At 66.4% G+C, this 21,505-nt stretch carries 18 protein-coding genes and 1 pseudogene; 2 read left to right on the top strand and 17 right to left on the bottom strand.

All coding sequences use genetic code 11. The features are described from left to right. Positions 1-60: 60 nt before the first annotated feature. The 4 genes from AC07SQ_RS27045 to AC07SQ_RS27030 are packed head-to-tail and all read right to left on the bottom strand — an operon-like array spanning position 61 to position 3,406. A complete protein-coding gene (locus tag AC07SQ_RS27045; protein ID WP_070059685.1) occupies positions 61-1,167 on the bottom strand; it encodes an S-(hydroxymethyl)glutathione dehydrogenase/class III alcohol dehydrogenase in 1,107 nt (368 codons plus the stop codon). 52 nt (positions 1,168-1,219) lie between these two features. Further along, the gene (locus AC07SQ_RS27040; protein WP_495273339.1) at positions 1,220-1,870 is read right to left on the bottom strand and encodes a glutathione S-transferase family protein; all 651 of its coding nucleotides are present in this window, start codon (positions 1,868-1,870) and stop codon (positions 1,220-1,222) included. Next, entirely contained in the window at positions 1,867-2,712 is an 846-nt protein-coding gene (locus AC07SQ_RS27035) for an aromatic ring-hydroxylating dioxygenase subunit alpha (RefSeq protein ID WP_495273340.1), read from the bottom strand. Before AC07SQ_RS27035 ends, AC07SQ_RS27040 begins: the two co-directional genes overlap by 4 nt. A 19-nt stretch (positions 2,713-2,731) precedes the next feature. Further along, positions 2,732-3,406, bottom strand: a complete 675-nt coding sequence (locus AC07SQ_RS27030) for a Rieske 2Fe-2S domain-containing protein (RefSeq protein WP_495273341.1) — start codon at positions 3,404-3,406, stop codon at positions 2,732-2,734. Between the two features lie 170 nt (positions 3,407-3,576). On the opposite strand from AC07SQ_RS27030, the gene AC07SQ_RS27025 reads away from it, so the two are divergent. Together AC07SQ_RS27025 and aroQ are read left to right on the top strand one after the other, a co-directional pair. Beyond that, a complete protein-coding gene (locus AC07SQ_RS27025; protein ID WP_495273358.1) occupies positions 3,577-4,572 on the top strand; it encodes a LysR family transcriptional regulator in 996 nt (331 codons plus the stop codon). A 47-nt stretch (positions 4,573-4,619) separates the two neighbouring features. Then, the gene (aroQ, locus tag AC07SQ_RS27020) at positions 4,620-5,060 is read left to right on the top strand and encodes a type II 3-dehydroquinate dehydratase (RefSeq protein WP_062470706.1); all 441 of its coding nucleotides are present in this window, start codon (positions 4,620-4,622) and stop codon (positions 5,058-5,060) included. A gap of 170 nt (positions 5,061-5,230) precedes the next feature. Here the strand turns inward: aroQ and AC07SQ_RS27015 are convergent, their stop codons facing one another. The 13 genes and pseudogenes from AC07SQ_RS27015 to garD form a co-directional block, all read right to left on the bottom strand. Then, positions 5,231-6,805, bottom strand: coding sequence for a SpoVR family protein (locus tag AC07SQ_RS27015; RefSeq protein WP_495273342.1), 1,575 nt, complete (start codon positions 6,803-6,805; stop codon positions 5,231-5,233). Beyond that, positions 6,802-8,094: a YeaH/YhbH family protein gene (locus AC07SQ_RS27010; protein ID WP_095744575.1), complete on the bottom strand. Its 1,293-nt coding sequence runs from the start codon at positions 8,092-8,094 to the stop codon at positions 6,802-6,804. The genes AC07SQ_RS27015 and AC07SQ_RS27010 overlap by 4 nt, the downstream gene beginning before the upstream one ends. A gap of 81 nt (positions 8,095-8,175) precedes the next feature. Beyond that, on the bottom strand, positions 8,176-10,098 hold the full coding sequence (locus AC07SQ_RS27005; RefSeq protein WP_062470701.1) for a PrkA family serine protein kinase: 1,923 nt from the start codon (positions 10,096-10,098) through the stop codon (positions 8,176-8,178). A 656-nt stretch (positions 10,099-10,754) separates the two neighbouring features. Continuing rightward, on the bottom strand, positions 10,755-11,891 hold the full coding sequence (gene dnaJ / locus AC07SQ_RS27000; RefSeq protein WP_062470698.1) for a molecular chaperone DnaJ: 1,137 nt from the start codon (positions 11,889-11,891) through the stop codon (positions 10,755-10,757). 103 nt (positions 11,892-11,994) lie between these two features. Then, positions 11,995-13,932: a molecular chaperone DnaK gene (gene dnaK / locus AC07SQ_RS26995; protein WP_495273343.1), complete on the bottom strand. Its 1,938-nt coding sequence runs from the start codon at positions 13,930-13,932 to the stop codon at positions 11,995-11,997. Positions 13,933-14,046: 114 nt separating this feature from the next. After that, positions 14,047-14,619, bottom strand: a complete 573-nt coding sequence (grpE, locus tag AC07SQ_RS26990) for a nucleotide exchange factor GrpE (protein WP_082817966.1) — start codon at positions 14,617-14,619, stop codon at positions 14,047-14,049. A gap of 224 nt (positions 14,620-14,843) precedes the next feature. After that, positions 14,844-15,194: an FKBP-type peptidyl-prolyl cis-trans isomerase gene (locus AC07SQ_RS26985; protein WP_495273344.1), complete on the bottom strand. Its 351-nt coding sequence runs from the start codon at positions 15,192-15,194 to the stop codon at positions 14,844-14,846. A gap of 213 nt (positions 15,195-15,407) precedes the next feature. Beyond that, positions 15,408-15,710: pseudogene (locus AC07SQ_RS26980) on the bottom strand (winged helix-turn-helix transcriptional regulator); the annotation flags it as partial. A 189-nt stretch (positions 15,711-15,899) separates the two neighbouring features. After that, positions 15,900-16,745 (bottom strand): archaetidylserine decarboxylase, encoded by an 846-nt coding sequence (gene asd / locus AC07SQ_RS26975; protein ID WP_070059678.1) that lies wholly within the window; start codon positions 16,743-16,745, stop codon positions 15,900-15,902. A gap of 337 nt (positions 16,746-17,082) precedes the next feature. Continuing rightward, positions 17,083-18,075 carry a Bug family tripartite tricarboxylate transporter substrate binding protein gene (locus AC07SQ_RS26970; RefSeq protein ID WP_390345252.1) on the bottom strand — a complete coding sequence of 331 codons (993 nt, stop codon included), beginning with the start codon at positions 18,073-18,075 and terminating at the stop codon, positions 17,083-17,085. 26 nt (positions 18,076-18,101) lie between these two features. Beyond that, positions 18,102-19,082, bottom strand: a complete 981-nt coding sequence (locus AC07SQ_RS26965; protein WP_495273345.1) for a tripartite tricarboxylate transporter substrate binding protein — start codon at positions 19,080-19,082, stop codon at positions 18,102-18,104. 53 nt (positions 19,083-19,135) lie between these two features. Continuing rightward, entirely contained in the window at positions 19,136-19,897 is a 762-nt protein-coding gene (locus AC07SQ_RS26960; RefSeq protein ID WP_159277605.1) for an SDR family NAD(P)-dependent oxidoreductase, read from the bottom strand. 26 nt (positions 19,898-19,923) lie between these two features. Then, positions 19,924-21,495 carry a galactarate dehydratase gene (gene garD / locus AC07SQ_RS26955; protein ID WP_495273346.1) on the bottom strand — a complete coding sequence of 524 codons (1,572 nt, stop codon included), beginning with the start codon at positions 21,493-21,495 and terminating at the stop codon, positions 19,924-19,926. Positions 21,496-21,505 lie beyond the last annotated feature (10 nt).

Below are 21,505 nucleotides of genomic sequence, written 5' to 3'. Positions count from 1 at the left end.
CTGGTGTTGCCCCCTGCAAGGGGGTTGGCGAAGCGACACGAAGTGCGCGAAGACTGGGGGTTAGTAAAGCACCACGCCGCGAATCGACTCGCCGCGCTTCATCAGGTCGAAGCCCTTGTTGATGTCTTCGAGTGGCATGGTGTGCGTGATCAGGTCGTCGATGTTGATCTTGCCTTCCATGTACCAGTCGACGATCTTCGGCACGTCGGTGCGACCGCGTGCGCCGCCGAAGGCCGAGCCTTCCCACTTGCGGCCGGTGACCAGCTGGAATGGGCGGGTGCTGATCTCGGCGCCGGCCTCGGCCACGCCGATGATGATGCTGCGGCCCCAGCCCTTGTGCGTGCATTCGAGCGCCTGGCGCATCACCTGCGTGTTGCCGATGCACTCGAAGCTGTAGTCGGCGCCGCCGTCGGTCAGTTGCACGATGGCATCGACCACGTTCTCGGTGGTCTTGGGGTTGATGAAGTGCGTCATGCCGAACTGGCGGGCCATGGCTTCGCGTTCGGGGTTCAGGTCGACGCCGATGATCTTGTCGGCGCCCACCATCTTGGCGCCCTGGATCACGTTCAGGCCGATGCCGCCCAGGCCGAACACCACGACGTTCGCGCCGGCTTCGACCTTGGCCGTGAAGATCACGGCGCCGATGCCGGTGGTGACGCCGCAGCCGATGTAGCAGACCTTGTCGAAGGGCGCGTCTTCGCGGATCTTGGCCAGCGAGATCTCGGGTGCCACCGTGTAGTTGCTGAAGGTGCTGGTGCCCATGTAATGGAAGATGGGCTTGCCGTCGAGGCTGAAGCGGCTGGTGGCGTCGGGCATCAGGCCCTTGCCCTGCGTGCCGCGGATCAGCTGGCACAGGTTGGTCTTGCGGCTCAGGCAGAACTTGCACTGGCGGCATTCGGGCGTGTACAGCGGAATGACGTGGTCGCCCTTTTTCAGCGTGGTGACGCCGGGGCCGACGTCGACCACGATGCCCGCGCCTTCATGGCCCAGGATGGCGGGGAAGATGCCTTCGGGGTCGGCGCCCGAGAGCGTGTAGTAGTCGGTGTGGCAGATGCCGGTGGCCTTGATCTCGACCAGCACTTCACCGAACTTGGGGCCTTGGAGGTCCACGGTTTCGATGGTCAGGGGTTGGCCTGCTTGCCAGGCGACGGCGGCTTTGGTTTTCATGGGATTCGGTTCTTCAGAGAGCGGAAGGGGACAAGGATACTCAGGCGAGCCTTCAGGTGGGGCCAGCCGGGAAGATACCCGACATGCCCACAAAGCCCGGCAGGTGACGAAAGTCCCAGACCCAGCGGCGCAGCGCGGGAAACTCGTCGAGCGAGACGCCGCCTTCGCCCGCCAGCGCCACGTACGGAAAGCAGGCGAGGTCGGCAATGGTCGGCTCGGGCGCGGCCACGAGCCAGCGCAGGCCGGTGGCGGCGTGCTGCTCGGCCAGGTGGTCGTCGAGCACACGGAAGGCCGCGCGCGCACCGCGCCGGCAGGCCTCGATGTCCAGGTGCGTGTAGCCCAGCGCGTCGTGCAGCCGGGCGGCCGAGGCGGTGCGCGTGATCTCGTCGGCCATGGCGAGCCACATCGCGACCTGGCCGCGCAGCTTCGGGTCGGCGGGGTACCAGTGCTGCCGTGCGTCGTCGTAGCGGCTCGCGAGGTAGACCAGGATGGCCTGCGCGTCGCGCAGCACGAAGCCCTCGTCGTCGATCACCGGGAGCTGCCCGAGCGGGTTGACCTGTTCGAGGAATCTGGCGGACTTGTGTTCGCGGCCCGGATGGAAATCGACCGGCACGCTCGCGTGGTCCACGCCGAGCCACAGCAGCATCTGCCGCACCTTGAAGCAGTTGCCCGAGAGCGGGTAGTCGTAGAGCTGGACGGTCATGCGGTGGCCCTCGCGGTGCCGAAACGCATGCCGCGCTCGCGCAGCCAGCGGCGGTAGGTGACGGAGGTGGTGTCGCCGCGCGTGGGCGTCTCGGCGCGGCCTTCGAGCGGCATGCGCTTGAAGGCGTGGTTCTCCAGGATCGGCTTGTCCTGTCCGAAGATCGTGTGCTGGAAGGCGATGAGCTCGGCGTCGCTCGACACGTCGTCGAAGTAGGCCAGCAGCGTGTGGGCGATGACGTGCTCGTCGTCCACCGGCTGCAGGAACAGGCCGATGGCGTCGAGCTTGTCGGGCCGGTGGCTCGATTTGTAGAGCATGGCCGAGAAGGGCTGCATCACGCGGTACTTGTAGAACACCTCGCTGCCCGTGTCGTGGGCGGCCGAGGCGCGGGGTTGCCAGAAGCGGCAGTCGGTGGCCCAGATCTCGTCGGTGGCGCCGTCGACCTCGACGTTGTACTTGGCCACCTCGGTGTGCGGCACCTTGCCGAGGTAGTCGGGGTGCACGAAGGGAAAGTGCGCCATGTCCAGGAAGTTCTCGATCACGCGCAGGCCCGACACGGCCACGCCGAGCCCGCCGCAATCGACGATGCGGCGGCCGGGCTCGTCGTATTCGGGGAAGGCGAACAGCGGGCGCGCGGGGCGGCCGCTGGGGCAGACCCAGAGGAAGCCGTAGCGCGACTGCACGGTGAGTGCGTCGTTGCCTAGGAGGGCGTGCGGTGTGCCGTCGGCATCGGTGTGCAGGTGCAGGGTTTCGCCGAGCAGCCGCGCAGCGCGCGGCAAGCCGCTGGCGGGGCCGACGACGAGCCAGTCGTCGAGCATGTTGGGATCGTCGGTGACGAAGGGCATGTTGCTTCTTTCTTCCTGTTCAGTGCGAGGCGGCGGCTTCGATGTCGCTGCGCAGCTGGCGCGCCGCGCGGTGCACCCGGGCCATCGCGTCGGAGCCGGGGGCCGCGTCGGTCCACAGGTGCAGGAAGCTCAGCTGCGGCTGGGCGTCGAGCAGCAGCGCGGCGACGGGCGATTCGCCCAGCGTGCCTTGCCATGCATCGGGCGTTCCCGTCGATGCGAAGCCATGCGGCGCCAGCGCAGCGCGCACCTCGGACGCAGCCACGCGCAGCGTCAGCGTGCGGGCGAGGTGCCAGCCGGCGGGCACGGCGCCGGCCAGTTCGGGTGGCGCATCTGCGCCGTCGGCCGCGAGGCGCACCCACAGCATGCCTGCGGCATCCGCCGTGGCGAACGTTTTGGCGCAGACGTTGCGCGGCGCCGGCATGGCCGGGTGCGCCGGGATGCGCACGCACGCGCCGCTGCCGGCCTCGTACTGCCAGCCGTGGTACGCGCAGGCCAGGCGGTCGCCGCCGGTCACCTGGCCGAGCGTGAAGCGCACGCTGCGGTGCGGGCAGCGGTTCTCCCAGGCCTGCGGGGAGCCATCGGCTGCGCGCCACAGCGCGAGCTCCTGGCCTTGCGCAAAGCCGGCGACGATGTTGACGCCGGCGCGCACCTCGGCGGAGGGCGTGACGGGGTGCCAGGTGGCGGAAGGATTCATGGGTCTTGATCGTGGGGCAGCGGGGAAGGGCGCCGCGAATCGGCATAGCATCGGCCATGCCCTTGTCGGCGGTGCCGCCTACCGTAGCGTGTCCGTCGCACCGATGAAAGCCCCATGCCAAGACGCTCCTTTTCATTCCTGCAACGACGACTTCCACAGCGGTGGCGTCCATGACGGCGGGGCGGATCGACCTCGCGCTGGTCGAGGCCTTCGTCCTCGTGATGAAGAGCGGCAGCCTCACCAAGGCCGAAAGCCTGTCGGGCGTGTCGAAAGCCACGCTGAGCCGGCAGCTCACGCGGCTGGAGGAACTGCTGGGCGCCCAGCTGCTGCTGCGCAGCTCGCGCCGCATTGCGCCCACGGAGGCCGGGCGTGCGTTCTTCGCACGCTGCGAGGGGCTGCTCGGCGAGGTGAGCGGTCGGCTGGAGACGGCGCGCACCGAGGTGCAGGAGCTCACGGGCGGGGTGTCGGGGCGGCTCACGCTGCTGTCGGACACGCAGTTCAGCACCTCCTTCGTCTGCCATGTGGTGCGCATCTTTCTCGAATCGCACCCGAACGTGCGGTGCCAGCTCGACGTGGCGAACGGCGCGCAGGCCCCGCGGATCGGCGAGGTCGATTGCTATGTGGGCTCGGCGCCGCCCGACCTGCCGGACCTGGTCGCCAAGCTGCTGGGCCGGCTGGCCTACGGCCTGTACGCCAGCCCGCAGTACCTGGCGCGGCACGGCACGCCGCACACGCCCGAGGCGCTGGCGCAGCACCGGATGATCGCGATGCGCGAGCCGTCGGGGCCGCCGTCGCCGCTGCGGCTGGTGTCGCAGCAGGCCTCGGGGCGCCACGTGGTGCGCACGGAGCCGGCCTTCGAGACCAACGACCACTGGGTGATGAAGACCTTCTGCATCGACGGCCTGGGCATTGCGCCGCTGCCGGTGTTCTTTGCCGGGCCCGAGGTGGCGCAGGGCGTGCTGGTGCCGGTGCTGCCGCAGTGGCCGCCGGAGGCGCGGCGGCTGTACTGCGCCTACCAGCGGCAGCGCTACATGGGGCAGAAGCTGCGGGCCTTCGTCGACCTGATGGCGCGCTGCGTGGCGGACATCGGCTCGTACAACCACTACGTGGGGTCGACCGCGGCGTCGTCACCTGCACGGCGGGCGCGGTCGGCGGCGCGACCATAATCGGCTTTCTTCTTCCTGCATCCGCCAGCTTCCTTCACCGATCCATCATGAAGAAAATCCTCGTCCTCAACGGCCCCAACCTCAACCTGCTCGGCACGCGCGAGCCCGAACAGTACGGCCGCGACACGCTCGCCGACGTCGAACGCCTGTGCAAGGAGACGGGCGCGAAACTCGGCGTGGAGATCGAATGCCGCCAGTCGAACCACGAAGGCGTGCTGATCGACTGGGTCCAGGAGGCGGGCCGCGAAGTGGCCGCCGGCAACATGCTGGGCGTGGTGATGAACCCGGGCGCCTATACCCACACGTCGATCGCGCTGCACGACGCCATCAAGGGGGCGAGCGTGCCGCTGATCGAGCTGCACATCTCGAACGTGCATGCGCGCGAAGAGTTTCGCCACCACTCGTACATCTCGCCTGCGGCGCGCGGGATCATCGTGGGGCTGGGGGTGAAGGGGTACACGCTGGCGATTGCTGCGCTGGTTCCTTGAGTTTTTCGGGGGGCGTGCGCAGGACACCGGGTACTTCCCTCCGCGAATGTCCCCCGCCTTCGGCTCCTCCTTGATTTCGCTGCGGGAAGCACCCAGTGCCCTGCGCACGAGGGCACGCTCTGCTGGGGTGAACGGCTGATAGACAGCCGCTCTCTTTGTATCGCAGCGTCTCAGTAGGTCTGCTTGGGTGCGGCAGCTTTCCAGCTGCGGCTGACCCGGCCTGCGCTGTCGACGCTCTCCAGGTGCACGTCGAAGCCCCAGAGCCTTGCGACGTGCTTCAGCACTTCTTCGGCGTTGTCGTTCAGCGGCAGGTTGTTGCGCTGCGTGTGGCGCAGCGTGAGCGAGCGGTCGCCGCGCGTGGCCACGCTCCAGACCTGGATGTCGGGCTCGCGGTTACCGATGTCGTACTGGCGTGACAGCGATTCGCGCAGCGCCTGGTAGCCGCTGTCGTCGTGGATGGCCGACACCTCGAGCTCTGATTCGCTCTGGTAGTCGCGGATCGAGAACAGGCGGAAATCGCGCATCGTCTTCGGGCTGAGGAACTGGCCGACAAAGCTCTCGTCCTTGAAGTTGCGCATCGCGTAGTCGAGCGTCTTGACCCAGTCGGTGCCCGCGAAGTCGGGGAACCAGCGGCGGTCTTCGTCGGTCGGCTTTTCGCAGACGCGGCGCAGGTCGGTGAACATCTTGAAGCCCAGCGCATAGGGGTTGATGCCGCTGTAGGCACGGTGGCCCACGGGCGGCTGGAACACCACGCTGGTGTGCGAGCTGAGCCATTCCATCATGAAGCCGTCGTCCAGCTGGCCGCGGTCGTACATGGTGTTGAGCAGCGTGTAGTGCCAGAAGGTGGCCCAGCCTTCGTTCATGACCTGGGTCTGGCGCTGCGGGTAGAAGTACTGCGCGATCTTGCGCACGATGCGCACTACCTCGCGCTGCCACGGCTCGAGCAGGGCGGCGTTCTTCTCGATGAAGTAGAGCAGGTTCTCCTGCGGCTCGGGCGGAAAGCGGCGCGCGGCTTCGGACTCGGCGGCTTGTTCGCTCTTGCGCGGCAGCGTGCGCCACAGGTCGTTCACCTGCTGCTGCATGTGGCGCTCGCGGTCGGTGCGCTGCGCGCTCTCCTGTGCCAGCGAACGCTTCTGCGGACGGCGGTAGCGGTCGACGCCGTAGTTCATGAGCGCGTGGCAGGAGTCGAGCAGGTCTTCCACCGCATCGAGGCCGTGGCGTTCCTCGCACTCGGCGATGTAGTGCCGCGCATAGACGAGGTAGTCGATGATCGACGACGCGTCGGTCCACATGCGGAACAGGTAGTTGCCCTTGAAGAAGCTGTTGTGCCCGTAGGCCGCGTGCGCGATCACCAGGGCCTGCATGGCCATGGTGTTTTCTTCCATGAGGTAGGCAATGCACGGATCGGAGTTGATGACGATCTCGTAGGCCAGCCCCATGTGGCCGCGCTTGTAGTTCTTCTCGGTGGAGATGAACTGCTTGCCGTACGACCAGTGCCTGTAGATCATGGGCATGCCCACGCTGGCGTAGGCGTCCATCATCTGCTCGGCCGTGATCACCTCGAGCTGGTTCGGGTAGGTGTCCAGGCCGAAGCTCCTCGCGGTCTTCGCGATTTCGGTGTGGTACGTCTCGATGAGCTCGAAGGTCCAGTCGGACGGGCTGGGCAGGCGCTCGAGGCGGGAGGTGGGCAGTTCGGTGCTGCGCGGCAGGACAGGGGCCCCGGGAGGGCGTTCGGTGGTGATCATGTGGGCACCCCTTCCTTCTTGAACAGGTCGCGGAACACCGGGTAGATGTCCTGCGCGTCCGATACCTTGCGCATGGCGAAGTTGGGCGCCACGCCTTCGAGCTGCTGGTACTCCTGCCACAGGTTCTGCTCGGTCTCGGCCACCTGCACGTAGGCGTAGTAGCGCACCACGGGCAGGATGTTGTCGACCAGCAGTTCGCGGCAGCGGCCGCTGTCCTGGTGCCAGTTGTCGCCGTCGCTGGCCTGGGCGCCGTACACGTTCCATTCGCCGCTGGCGTAGCGGGCCTTGATGATCTCGTCCATGAGCACCAGCGCGCTCGACACCACGGTGCCGCCGGTCTCTGTGGCGTGGAAGAACTCTTCCTCGGTCACTTCCTGCGCCTGCGTGTGGTGGCGCAGGAACACGAGGTCGATGCGCTCGTAGTGCCGCGTGAGGAACAGGTACAGCAGCATGAAGAAGCGCTTGGCCATGTCCTTGCGCGCCTCGTCCATCGAGCCCGACACGTCCATGAGGCAGAACATCACGGCCTTGGCGCTGGGCACGGGCGTCTTCACGCGGTTGCGGTAGCGCAGGTCGATCGGGTCGATGTAGGGCACGTGCCGCATGGTGCGGCGCAGCTCGGCGATGAGGTCCTCGGTCTCGCGGATTTCCTTCTGGATCAATGCGGTCTCGACCTGTGGATGCGCTTTCAGGACCAGAAGGTGCGCCTCCAGGCGCTTGAGCTCCTTGCGCGGTTCGCCGCCCAATGCAATGCGCCGCGCCAGCGCGCCGCGCATGGAGCGCACCACGTGCAGGTTGTTGGGCGAGCCGTCGCTGGTGAAGCCGGCGCGGTGGCTCTTCCATTCGGGCACTTCGGCGATCTGGGTGCGCACGAGGTGGGGCAGCGCAAGGTCGTCGAAGAAGACGCGCATGAACTCCTCGCGCGTGAGGCGGAAGACGAAGTCGTCCTCGCCTTCGCCGCTGTCGCTGGCCTCTCCGCTGCCCGAGCCACCGCCGCCCTGGCCCTCGGGGCGCGCGATGCGGTCGCCCTTGAGGTATTCCTGGTTGCCGGGGTGCACGTATTCGCGGTCGCCGCCGCGCGCATGGCCGAACACCGGCTCGGAGACATCGTGGCGCGGCAGGGTCACGTCTTCGCCTTGCTCCAGCTCGCGGATGTTGCGCCCGCTGACCGCGCGCCGCACCGCCTCCTGGATCTGGCCCTTGTAGCGCCGAAGGAAGCGCTCGCGGTTGCCGATGGACTTGTTCTTGCCCGAGAGCCGGCGATCGATGATCTGCTGCAGGATGGCCACGATGTTTTCAAAGCTCCTTGCAAAACGGTGGACGGTGCGCTGGTTAGGTCCTTCGCACGCGTCCGTTGTTCCCGCTGTCCGCTATGAACTCTTGCGCACCCGCAGGTACCACTCGCACAGAAGCCGGACCTGCTTGGCGGTGTAGCCCTTCTCGACCATGCGGGTCACGAAGTCTTCGTGCTTCTTCTGCTCGTCGGCGCTGCTCTTGGTGTTGAAACTGATCACCGGCAGCAGCTCTTCGGTGTTGGAGAACATCTTCTTTTCGATGACTGCGCGCAGCTTCTCGTAGCTGGTCCACGCCGGGTTGCGCCCTGCGTTGCCGGCCCGCGCGCGCAGCACGAAGTTGACGATCTCGTTGCGGAAGTCCTTCGGGTTGCCGATGCCGGCGGGTCGCTCGATCTTCTCGAGTTCGCCGTTGAGCGAGGCCCGGTCGAACACTTCGCCGGTGTCCACGTCGCGGAACTCCTGGTCCTGGATCCAGTAGTCGGCGTAGGTCACGTAGCGGTCGAAGATGTTCTGGCCGTACTCGCTGTAGCTCTCGAGGTAGGCAGTCTGGATCTCCTTGCCGATGAACTCGGCATAGCGCGGCGCCAGCAGCTCCTTGATGTAGCTGATGTACTTCTGCTCGGTTTCCGGCGGAAACTGCTCGCGCTCGATCTGCTGTTCGAGCACATACATCAGGTGCACCGGGTTGGCGGCCACCTCGGTGCTGTCGAAGTTGAAGACCTTGGAGATGATCTTGAAGGCGAAGCGCGTGGAGACGCCGCTCATGCCTTCGTCGACGCCCGCGTAGTCGCGGTACTCCTGGATCGACTTGGCCTTGGGGTCGGTGTCCTTCAGGTTTTCGCCGTCGTAGACCTGCATCTTGCTGAAGGTGCTCGAGTTCTCGGGCTCCTTCAGGCGCGTGAGCACCGACAGCTGCGCCATCATGCGCAAGGTGCCGGGCGCGCACGGGGCCTTGGCCAGCGAGGAGTTGCGCACCAGCTTCTCGTAGATCTTGATCTCTTCGGAGGCGCGCAGGCAGTACGGCACCTTGACGATGTAGATCCGGTCGAGGAAAGCCTCGTTGTTCTTGTTGTTGCGGAACGCCTTCCACTCGCTCTCGTTGCTGTGGGCCAGCACGATGCCGTCGAAGGGAATGGCGCCGAAGCCTTCGGTGCCCTTGAAGTTGCTTTCCTGCGTGGCCGTGAGCAGCGGGTGCAGCACCTTGATGGGCGCCTTGAACATTTCCACGAACTCGAGCAGGCCCTGGTTCGCCAGGCACAGGCCGCCGGAGTAGGCATACGCGTCGGGGTCGTCCTGGGCGTAGGTTTCGAGTTTGCGGATGTCGACCTTGCCGACGAGCGAAGAGATGTCCTGGTTGTTCTCGTCGCCCGGCTCGGTCTTGGCGACCGCGATCTGGCGCAGCACCGAGGGGTAGCGCTTGACCACCTTGAACTGGCGGATGTCGCCGCCGTACTCCTCGAGCCGCTTCACGGCCCAGGGCGACAGGATGCGGTTCAGGTAGCGCACGGGGATGCCGTACTCTTTTTCGAGGATCTCGCCGTCTTCGAGGGTGTCGAACAGCCCGAGGGGCGATTCGTTCACCGGGGAGCCGTGGATCGCATAGAAGGGCACGTGCTCCATGAGCTGCTTCAGGCGCTCCGCGATCGAGCTCTTGCCGCCGCCGACGGGCCCCAGCAGGTAAAGGATTTGCTTCTTTTCTTCCAGTCCCTGCGCGGCGTGGCGGAAATAGGACACCACCTGCTCGATGGCATCTTCCATGCCATAGAACTCCTTGAACGCCGGATAGATCTTGATGACCTTGTTCGCGAAGATCCGCGAAAGACGGGGGTCATTGCGGGTATCTACCAGTTCCGGCTCGCCAATGGCCTGGAGCATTCGTTCGGAGGCCGTTGCATATGCCGTCGGATCGCGTTTGCAGATATCCAGATATTCCTGCAGCGAGAGAACTTCCTCGCGGGTGCGTTCGTAGCGGGCTGCAAAGTTGCTGATCACGTCCATGGTCGCGCCTCCTTCAGGTCGGCGGGGCTTTTGACCCCGATGCCTACAGCCAGAGACTGCGTCGCTCCTCTTGGAAGAGGGGCCCCGCCCATGGCCGTATGCCGTGGAAAACTCCCTTACACACTATCTACACAATCGGTTCAATCAGCATAAAGCAAAGAATGAACCGGGCAAATGTTTTATTTATTCTGAACCCCTCTGCCGAGTAAAGTTCCTCGGAAAACAAGGAACTTCTATTCGTGTTTCTGTTAAATTGAAAAGCTCGCGCTCGCGTAATTGTCCCCGGATGAAATGACTATGCCGAATGGCTATCGTCCTCATTGAAATTCTGTGGCGAACACCTTTCCTAATTGAACCCGGGTTCAATAAAGCCGATGCCTTTCAGCAATAACGCGCGACCTGTCGTTTGGTTTATTGCATATCCAAAAAAACATTAAAGCAATCCCCGCGCCACTCCTGTGGCGAGTGGCTGGCGCGTGGCAACGTGGGAAGACAACGCGGGCGCCGGTCGGCGGCGTTCCGCAACGGTGCGGGGAGCACCGTTCGCGTGCCTGGCGCGCCGCCACAGGGCGGCAGCGGCCGAAAGAGGGCACGCTTCGGGCCGACAGGGCGTCGGCCCGGCGCTGACGAAGGCCGTCAGCGCGTCAGCAGCATCATCAGCTGAAGAATTCCTTGGCCTTGTCGAACCAGCCCTTGTCGGTCGGGCTGTGTTTCTCGCCACCCTTCTTGAGCGATTCGTCGAGCTCCTTGAGCAGCTTGCGCTGGTGCTCGGTGAGCTTCACGGGCGTTTCCACGCGCACGTGGCAGTACAGGTCACCCGGGTAGCTCGAACGCACGCCCTTGATGCCCTTGCCGCGCAGGCGGAACTGCTTGCCGCTCTGGGTGCCGTCGGGAATGTCGATGGCGGCCGCGCCCTTGAGCGTGGGCACGTTGATCTCGCCGCCCAGCGCCGCGGTGGTGACGCTCACGGGCACCACGCAGTGCAGGTCGTCGCCGTCGCGTTCGAACAGGTCGTGCTTCTTGAGGCGGATCTCGATGTACAGGTCGCCGGGCGGCCCGCCGTTGGTGCCGGGCTCGCCGTTGCCGGTGCTGCGGATGCGCATGCCGTCGTCGATGCCGGCCGGAATCTTCACCTCGAGCGTCTTGTTGTTCTTGATCTTGCCCTGGCCGTGGCACACGGTGCAGGGCTCGGGAACGATCTTGCCGCTGCCGTGGCAGGTCGGGCAGGTCTGCTGCACGCTGAAGAAGCCCTGGCGCATCTGCACGGCACCCGCGCCGTGGCAGGTGGTGCAGGTGATGGGCTTGGTGCCGGGCTTGGCGCCGGAGCCGTGGCAGGTGCCGCAGTCGTCCCAGCTCGGGATGCGGATCTGTGCGTCCTTGCCGTCGGCGGCTTCCTCGAGCGTGACTTCCATCGCGTAGCTCAGGTCGCTGCCGCGGAACACCTGGCGCCCGCCGCTGGTGCGGCCGCGGCCGCCGCCGAACACGTCGCCGAAGATGTCGCCGAAGGCCTCCGCGAAGCCGCCGAAGCCTTCCGCGCCGGGGCCGCCGCGCATGTTGGGATCGACGCCGGCATGGCCGTACTGGTCGTAGGCCGCGCGCTTCTGGCCGTCCGACAGCATTTCGTACGCTTCCTTCACCTCCTTGAACTTGGCCTCGGCGTCCTTGCTGGTGTCGCCGTGGTTGCGGTCGGGGTGGTGCTTCATCGCAAGCTTGCGATAAGCCTTCTTGATTTCTTCCTCGCTCGCGTTCTTGGGAACGCCGAGGGTTTCGTAGTAGTCGCGTTTGGTGGCCATGGCAGCAGATTCGGTCGGGCGGCGGGAACTCGTCGGGGAACTGGAAGCGAGAAAGGCTGGAGCACCTGTTCAGGTGTTCCAGCCTTGTTAGAAGGGCAGGGGATCAGCCCTTCTTCACTTCCTTGACTTCGGCGTCGACCACGTTGTCGTCGGCCTGCGCGCTGGCGGAAGCTTCCGCGCCTGCCGGGCCGCTGGCGGCCGAGGCGTTGGCCGCAGCCTGCGATTCGGCATACATCTTCTCGCCGAGCTTCTGGCTCGCGGTCATCAGCGTGTTGGTCTTTTCCTCGATCGCGGCCTTGTCTTCACCCTTGAGGGCTTCTTCCAGGTCCTTGATCGCGGCTTCGATCGCATCCTTCTCGGCGGCTTCGAGGCTGGCGCCATGCTCGCCGAGCGACTTCTTCACGCTGTGCACCATGGCTTCGCCCTGGTTGCGCGCCTGCACGATCTCGAGCTTCTTCTTGTCTTCGTCGGCGTTGAGCTCGGCGTCCTTGACCATCTTCTGGATCTCGTCTTCGCTCAAGCCCGAGTTCGCCTTGATGGTGATCTTGTTTTCCTTGCCGGTGCCCTTGTCCTTGGCGCCCACGTGCAGGATGCCGTTGGCGTCGATGTCGAAGCTCACCTCGATCTGCGGCGTGCCGCGCGATGCCGGCGGAATGCCTTCCAGGTTGAACTCGCCCAGCAGCTTGTTGCCCGAGGCGATCTCGCGTTCGCCCTGGAACACCTTGATGGTCACGGCCGGCTGGTTGTCTTCGGCGGTCGAGAAGGTCTGCGCGAACTTCGTCGGGATCGTGGTGTTCTTCGTGATCATCTTGGTCATCACGCCGCCCATGGTCTCGATGCCCAGCGACAGCGGGGTCACGTCGAGCAGCAGCACGTCCTTGCGGTCGCCCGAGAGCACCTGGCCCTGGATGGCGGCGCCGACAGCCACGGCTTCGTCGGGATTCACGTCCTTGCGCGGTTCCTTGCCGAAGAAGGCCTTCACCTTTTCCTGCACCTTGGGCATGCGGGTCATGCCGCCGACCAGGATCACGTCGTTGATGTCGCTCACGCTGATGCCGGCGTCCTTGATGGCCAGGCGGCAGGGCGCGATGGTGCGCTCGACCAGCTCATCGACCAGGCTTTCCAGCTTGGCGCGGGTGAGCTTGATGTTCAGGTGCTTCGGACCGGTCGCATCGGCCGTGATGTACGGCAGGTTGATGTCGGTCTGCGCGCTGTTCGACAGCTCGATCTTGGCCTTTTCAGCGGCTTCCTTCAGGCGCTGCAGGGCCAGCACGTCCTTGCCCAGGTCGACGCCTTGTTCCTTTTTGAACTCGCCGATGATGTAGTCGATGATGCGCTGGTCGAAGTCTTCGCCGCCCAGGAAGGTGTCGCCGTTGGTCGACAGCACTTCGAACTGCTTCTCGCCGTCGACGTCCGCGATCTCGATGATCGACACGTCGAAGGTGCCGCCGCCCAGGTCATACACGGCGATCTTGCGGTCGGCCTTGTCCTGCTTGTCCAGGCCGAAGGCCAGGGCTGCAGCGGTGGGCTCGTTGATGATGCGCTTGACGTCCAGGCCCGCGATGCGGCCGGCGTCCTTGGTGGCCTGGCGCTGTGCGTCGTTGAAGTACGCCGGCACCGTGATCACGGCTTCGGTGATGGTTTCGCCGAGGTAGTCTTCGGCGGTCTTCTTCATCTTGCGCAGGATGTCGGCGCTGACCTGTTGCGGGGCCATCTTCTTGCCGCGCACTTCCACCCATGCGTCACCGTTGTCGGCCTTGGCGATGGTGTAGGGCATCAGGTCGATGTCCTTCTGGACTTCCTTTTCCTCGAACTTGCGGCCGATCAGGCGCTTGATCGCGTACAGCGTGTTCTTGGGGTTGGTGACGGCCTGGCGCTTGGCCGAGGCACCGACCAAGACTTCACCGTCTTCCTGGTACGCGACGATCGACGGCGTGGTGCGCGCACCTTCCGAGTTCTCGATCACACGCGTGGTGTTGCCTTCCATGATCGACACGCACGAGTTGGTGGTGCCGAGGTCGATGCCGATGATCTTTGCCATGTTCTTACTCCTGAAATTCGGAAAAATATGTTGTTATGAACTTGTGGATAACCCGGTGCGATTCAAGGGATGACGCGGGGATTTCCTGTGGGAATCTTGTGGGTCGATGCCGCTTTACTTGGGCGCGGCCACGGTGACCAGCGCCGGGCGCAGCACGCGTTCGTTGATGGTGTAGCCCTTCTGCAGGAGGCCCACCACGGTGTTGGCGTCCTGGTCGGCGGGCACCATCGAGATGGCCTGGTGCAGGTGCGGGTCGAACTTGTCGCCGGCAGCGGGGGCCACTTCGATCACCTTGTTGCGTTCGAGCGCGCTCTTGAGCTGGCGCAGCGTGGCTTCGGCGCCTTCGCGGATCTGCTCGGGCGTGGCGTCCTTGACGGCCAGGCCGGCTTCGAGGCTGTCGGTCACCGGCAGCAGGCTCTCGGCAAAGGCTTCGACCGCGAACTTGCGGGCCTTGGTGATCTCGTCGTCGGCGCGGCGGCGGGCGTTCTGCACGTCGGCCTGGGCGCGCAGGTACTGGTCGGCCAGCTCGGCATTCTTGGTCTGAAGGGCAGCCAGTTCGCCTTGCGCCACGGCCAGGGCGTCGAGCGCCTCGGCTTCGTTGGCGGCTTGCGCGGCCTCCAGTTCTTCGGGACTGGGCTCGCCTTGCAGCATTTGAGAATTCTGTGCGGATTGTTGCGGGTCAGACATTTTTCAAAGAACCGGCGTGCGCCGGAAAACAAACACAGCCAGCCACTTGGGGCTGCTCTAGGGCTTTTCAAGCGTAAAAATGCGGCCAAAGCGGCCGCAAGAGGGGTGCGAAGTGGCTTTCGCGAGAGACACCGCGGAACCGGCTTCGCCGGGCCGCAGGTGTCGCCCCCGGTAGGGGGTTGGCGAAGCGGACACGAAGTGCCGCGCAGCCTGGGGGCGAGCCCTTAATGCGCGTCGAGGAGCTCGACGTCGAACTTCAGGGTGGCGTTCGGGGGGATCACGCCGCCGGCGCCGCGGGCACCGTAGCCCAGCGCGGCGGGGATGACCAGCGTGCGCTTGCCGCCGATCTTCATGCCGGCGACGCCTTCGTCCCAGCCCTTGATGACCTGGCCGGCGCCCAGCGAGAACGCGAAGGGGTCGTTGCGGTCGCGGCTGGAGTCGAACTTGGCGCCTTGCACGCCGTCGTTGTAGAGCCAGCCCGTGTAGTGCACGTGCACGTGGTGGCCGGCCTTGGCTTCAGCGCCGGTGCCGACTTCGGTGTCTTCGTATTGCAGGCCGGAGGGGGTGGTGGGCATGGGAAACGCTCCTTGCGTCGATGAAATGGGAGAGGAATCGGAGGCGCGGAGTTTACCGAGGCCCGGCGGGCCCCCGCTTCAGCCCTGGCTGTCGGAGCCGGGCGGCGTGGTTGCGGGTGGTGCCGCGTCGGGGGCGGACGGCGCTGGCGCAGCAGGCGCCACGGGCGAGGATGCCTCGGCCGATGCAGGCTGCGCGGCGGCCGGCCCCGCGGCCTTCTTGCTCTGCCCGAGCTGCCACTTGGCGGCGAAGGCCTGCAGGTCGGACAGGCGCTTGAGCAGGTCTTGTCCGCTCAGCGTGAGGCAGTAGCCGTCGCTGCCGTGGCTCACGACGCCGGCTTCGCGCAATTCTTTGATGCGGGTGTTGAGGGTGTTGGGAGTGATGCCGCCGACGCTGTCCTGCAGCAACCGGAAGGTCTGGGCGTGGCCGTCGCGCAGGGCCCACAGCACACGCAGCGCATAGCGGGCTTCGAGCAGGGCGAGCAACTGGCTGATGGCTGCGTTTTCCTTGGTACTCATCGACATCATCTCCTCGAAGCTGGGCGGACCGTCGGCCGGGGGCGGGCCGGGGCGGCGCACTCTTGTTTGTGATTGGTCGTCATGGACCGTCTGGCTGGCCGACGACTATAGCGCGAAGGATCAGGATGCTACTGGTTTTATAGCTGTACAGGCATGCAGCATGCGGGTTTCGAGACAAAGCTTCACAAATCAGGCGTAGTTGGCCATGGCTTCGCCCAGGCGGATCGCGCGGGTGGGCGACCAGTCCGGGTTGAAGGCCAGCGCGGGCGCCGGAAACAGCATGACGACGGTCGAGCCCAGCAAGAACCGGCCCATCTCGTCGCCCTTCTTGATGTCGATCTGCTGGTCGTTGTAGTGCCACTCGCGCAGCTCGCCCACGCGCGGCGGGTTGACCACGCCGTGCCACACGGTGGCCATGCTGCCGACGATGGTGGCGCCCACCAGCACGAGCACGAAGGGGCCGTTGGCCGATTCGAAGACGCACACCACGCGCTCGTTGCGCGCGAACAGGCCGGGCACACCGCGCGCGGTGGTCGGGTTGACCGAGAACAGGTCGCCGGGCACATGAATCATGCGCACCAGCCGCCCGTCGCAGGGCATGTGGATGCGGTGGTAGTCCTTGGGGCTCAGGTACAGCGTGGCGAAGCTGCCGTGCGCGAACTTGGCAGCCAGCGCGGCATCGCCGCCGACCAGCGCGGTGGTCGTGTAGTTGTGGCCCTTGGCCTGGAAGATCTGGTCGCCCTCGATGGCACCGAACTGGCTGATGGCGCCGTCCACGGGGCACACGAGGTCGGCCTGCGCCAGCGGGCGCATGCCGGGCTTGAGGGCGCGCGTGAAGAACTGGTTGAAGCTCTTGTAGTGATGGATGTCGGACTCGAGCGCTTCGCCCATGTCGACGTTGTACTTGGCAACGAAGCGGCGAATGATCCAGGTGGTGACCGCGCCTCGTTCCTTGCCTGCGACCCAGCCGGCGAAATTGGTCAGGGCCTGCTTGGGGAACAGGTATTGGGGCAGAACTGCGGAGCGATCGGACACGTTGTGGAAGGCCTGGAATGCGGAATCGGACGGGCATTCTATAAAGCGCTTCTCCGGGGGAGCGTAGGAAGCTTCCCTTGGTTCGCGAGGGTGGGCGCTCTTTGCGGGGCACGCGCCCGGCGGGCGGCGCGGCGCGGGCGGCCCCACTGTGCCGGCCGCTTCGCGGCTGCCCTGCGGTGCTCGCGTTTCGCGGGGTCTCGCAGAACTCGCTGCGCTCAAACAGCTGCGAGCCCTGATCCGCGAAACGCTGCGCGCCTCGGCGGCACAGAGGGGCCGCCCGCACCACACCGCCCACCAGGCGCTTGTGGGGGTGTGGTGGCTGCCGGATTCGGGGAGGTCAGTCGGCCTTGATGCCTGCGGCCTTGATCACCTGCGCCCACTTCTCCACTTCCGTCTTCTGGAAGGCCGCGATCTGCGCGGTCGTGAGGTCGGCGGGCTCCATGCCGAAGCCCTTGAGCTTGTCCTGCATCTCGGGCGTTGCGAGGATCTTGCGGATCTCGGTGTGCAGGCGGTCGACGACGGGGGGCGGCGTGCCCGCGGGCACGAAGATCGCCTGCCACGACACCACCTCGAAGTCCTGCAGGCCGGGCACGCCCGACTCGGCCACCGTGGGCACATCGGGCATCGAGGCCAGGCGCTTGGCCGAAGTGACGGCGATGGCGCGCAGCTTGCCGCTCTGGATGTGCGGGCCGGCCACCACTGTGGTGTCGAACATCATGTCGACCTGTCCGCCGATCACGTCCTGGATCGCGGGGCCGCTGCCCTTGTACGGGATGTGCGTGAACTTCACGCCCGACTTGTAGCCCAGCAGTTCCAGCGCCAGGTGCTGCGAGGTGCCCGTGCCCGCCGAGGCCGACGAGAGGCCACCGGCCTTGGCCTTGCTCGCGGCGATCACGTCCTTCAACGTCTTGTACGGGCTGGCCTGGTTCACCACCAGCACGACCGGGTTGGTGCCGATCAGCGTCACGGGCGCGAACGACTTCTGCGGGTCGTAGCCCAGCTTGGGGTACAGGCTCACGTTGATCGCGTGCGAGCTGATCGTGCCGCCCACCAGCGTGAAGCCGTCGGGCGCGGCGCGCGCGCCGATCTCGGAGCCCACGCTGCCGCCGGCGCCGCCCTTGTTGTCGATGATCACGCTCGTGCCCAGCACGGTGCCGAGCTTCTGCCCGATGAGCCGGCCCAGCACGTCGGTGGTGCCGCCCGCGGGAAAGGGCACGAGGTAGGTGATGGCCTTGCCCGTGGGCCAGGTGTTGCCGCCCTGCGCGAAGGCGGGCAGGGCTGCCGCCAGCGAGGCGGCGAGGGCGGATTGGATGAGTGTGCGACGTTGCATGGCTGTGTTTCCTTGTCGTGTCGCGTTCACGGCTTGATGTTCAGCTTGGTGATCAGCGCCTTGAAGTAGGCGTTGTCCTTGGCCAGCGTTTCCTTGAACACCGCGCCGTCGGTGTAGACGTAGCCCAGGTTCTGCTTGTCCATCACCTCGTGCATGAGTGGCTCGGCGGCGGTCTTGGCGGTGATCTCGCGCAGCTTGGCCATCACTTCGGGTGGCGTGTTCTTCGGCGCGCCGAGGCCGCGCCACGTGCCGATCGACAGGTCGATGCCGCGCTCCTTGGCGGTCGGGATTTTCTCGAAGCCCTTCACGCGCTTGTCGGCCATCACCATCAGCACCTTGAGCTTGCCGCCCTGTACGTGCGTCGTGACTTCGGCGGGGCTCACGGCCACGGCCTCGATGTGGCCGCCCAGCAGCGCCAGCACGGCGGGCGCGGCGCCCTGGAACGGGATGTGGCCGAACTTGGTGCCGGTCTTGTCTTCGAGCGCGGCGGCGGCCAGGTGCCAGATCGAGCCGTTGCCCGAGTTGCCCACGCGGATGCTCTCGGGCGACTTCTTCGCGGCGGCGAGGAATTCTTCGATGGTGTTCCACGGCGCATCGGCCTTCACGGTGATCGCGGCCGGGTCGGCGTTGAGCTGCGCAATGGGCTGGAAGTCGTCGTAGTTGAACTTGGCCAGGCCCAGGTGCGGCAGCGTGAGCAGCTCCACCGTGAGCACGGCGAGCTTGTAGCCGTCGGGCTTGGCGTTGATCACCTCGGTCCAGCCGATGGCGCCGCCCGCGCCGGGGCGGTTGACGATCACGATGCTCTGCGAGATGTGCTTGCGGCTCGCTTCGGAAAACGCGCGCGCCAGGCCGTCGGTGCCGCCGCCGGGCTGGTAGGGCACGAGCAGCTCGATGGTGCGGTTCGGGAAGTCGTTGGCTTGCGCCGCGGCGGGCGCGGCCCCGCCGAGCGAGAGGGCGGCGGTGGCCGAAAGGGCGGCAAGGCCGCGGACGAACTGGCTTCTTTGCATGGTGTCTCTGTCTCCGTTGTTGATCTGTTGTGCTGAGAAGGCGGGGGAGTGCGTCAGGGCATGTACTGCCCGCCGTTCACTTCGAGCACCTGCCCCGTCACGTAGCCCGAGAGCTGCTCGGAGGCGAGGTACAGGAAGGCGCCCACGCATTCGTCGGCCGTGCCCAGGCGCCCCATCGGGATGCCGGTCCTGAAGGTCTCGAGCATCGCGGGCGTCGAGAAGCGGTCCTGGAACGGCGTCTGGATCACGCCCGGCGCCACCGCGTTCACGCGGATGCGGTCGCCCACGAGTTCCCGGGCCAGGCCGTGCGTCGCGGTGCTCACGAAGCCCTTGGCGCCCGCGTACAGGTAGGCGCCGGGGCCGCCACCGGTGCGCGCGGCCACCGAGGTCACGTTGATGATGGCGCCGCCGCCTTGCTTGCGCATCTGCGGCACGGCCTCGCGGCAGAAGGCCAGCACCGAGCGTGCGTTGATGTGCATCACCTCGTCGAACAGCGCATCGTCGAACTCGGCGATCGGCATGCGCTTGACCAGGCTGCCGGCGTTGTTCACCAGCACGTCGATGCGGCCGAACTGCGCCGTGGTTTCCTGCACGCAGGCGCGGATCGCGGCGGTGTCGCGCACGTCGGCCTGCAGCGCGAAGGCCGTGCCGCCGGCGGCGCGGATGGTGTCGACCACGCGGGTCGCCGCATCGGCCGAGCTGTTGTAGTGCACGGCCACGCGCATGCCGCGCGCGGCGAACGCGATGGCCACCGCGGCGCCGATGCCGGTGCTGGCGCCGGTGACGAGGGCGGTCTTGTCCTTGAGGTCTTCCATGGCTGTGCTCCGTGAGGGTGGTTCGATCAGGTGACCGGGGCCGGGTTGAACAGCACCAGCGCGTTGTGCAGCTTCCAGTGCTCGGCCCAGGTCTTCTTGCGGCCGCTGGCCACGTCGAGCATCAGGCGGAACATCTCCCAGCCGATGTCCTCGATGCTGGCCTCGCCGTCGGCGATGCGGCCCGCGTTCACGTCCATCAGGTCGTGCCAGCGGCGCGCGAGGTCGCTGCGCGTGGCGACCTTGATCACCGGCACCTCGGCCAGCCCGTAGGGCGTGCCGCGGCCGGTGGTGAACACGTGTAGGTTCATGCCGGCCGCCAGCTGCAGCGTGCCGCAGATGAAGTCGCTGGCCGGCGTGGCGGCGTAGATCAGGCCCTTGTGCTTCGCCTTCTCGCCGGGTGCGAGCACGCCGGTGATCGGCGCCGAGCCCGACTTCACGATCGAGCCCATCGCCTTCTCGACGATGTTCGACAGCCCGCCCTTCTTGTTGCCCGGCGTGGTGTTGGCGCTGCGGTCGACGCGGCCCTTGTCGAGGTAGGCGTCGTACCAGGCCATCTCGCGGATCATGGCGTCGGCCACTTCGGGCGTGGCCGCGCGCGAGGTGAGCTGGTCGATGCCGTCGCGCACCTCGGTGACTTCCGAGAACATCACGGTGGCGCCCGCGCGCACCAGCAGGTCGGTGCAAAAGCCCACGGCCGGGTTGGCGGTGACGCCCGAGAAGGCATCGCTGCCGCCGCACTGCACGCCCACGACGAGTTCGCTCGCGGGCACGGTTTCGCGCCGGCGTTTGTTGAGACGCGCAAGGTGTGCGTCGGCCTGGCGCATCACCGAATCGATCATCGACATGAAGCCGACGTGCGCATCGTCCTGCAGGCAGACCACGTCGAGCGCCTCGGCGGGCGCGCCGCGCTGGTCGGCGATGGGGATGGTGCCGGGCGGCAGCAGGCGCTCGGGCTGCAGCTTCTCGCAGCCCAGGCTCACGACCATCACCTCGCCGCCGAAGTTGGGGTTGAGGCTGATGTTGCGCAGGGTACGGATCGGCACGATGGCGTCGGGCGCGTCGATGGCCACGCCGCAGCCGTAGCTGTGTTCGAGCGCCACCACGTCGTCCACATGCGGGTACTTCGGCAGCAGCTCGGCCTTGATGCGCTGCACGGCGAACTCGGTCACGCCCGCCACGCATTGCACGGTCTGCGTGATCGCGAGGATGTTGCGCGTGCCCACCGAGCCGTCGGCGTTGCGGTAGCCCTCGAAGGTGTAGCCCTCGAGCGCCGGCAGGGCAGGGGGCTTGACCGTGGCGATGGGCAGGCCGTCGAGCTCGGGCGCGACCGGCATGCGCATCACGCGCTCGTGCACCCAGCTGCCGCGCGGCAGCGCCTTGAGCGCGTAGCCGATCACCACGTTGTAGCGGCGGATGGCGTCGCCTTCGGCCAGGTCGACGAGTGCCACCTTGTGGCCCTGGGGCACGGTGTCGACCAGCACCAGGCCGTCGTCGAAGGCCGTGCCGGCCTTCAGGCCGCCGTCGTTCGCGACGATGGCGACGTTGTCGGCCGCGTGGATGCGGATGTACAGCGGCGGTCGGGTGTTCGCATCGGCCATCGGGAGGCCC

The sequence above is a fragment of the Variovorax sp. GW821-FHT06D12 genome, from assembly GCF_059419205.1.
The sequence above is the reverse complement of the archived record's forward strand: the minus strand, read 5'-3'. Positions and strand labels throughout refer to the sequence as shown.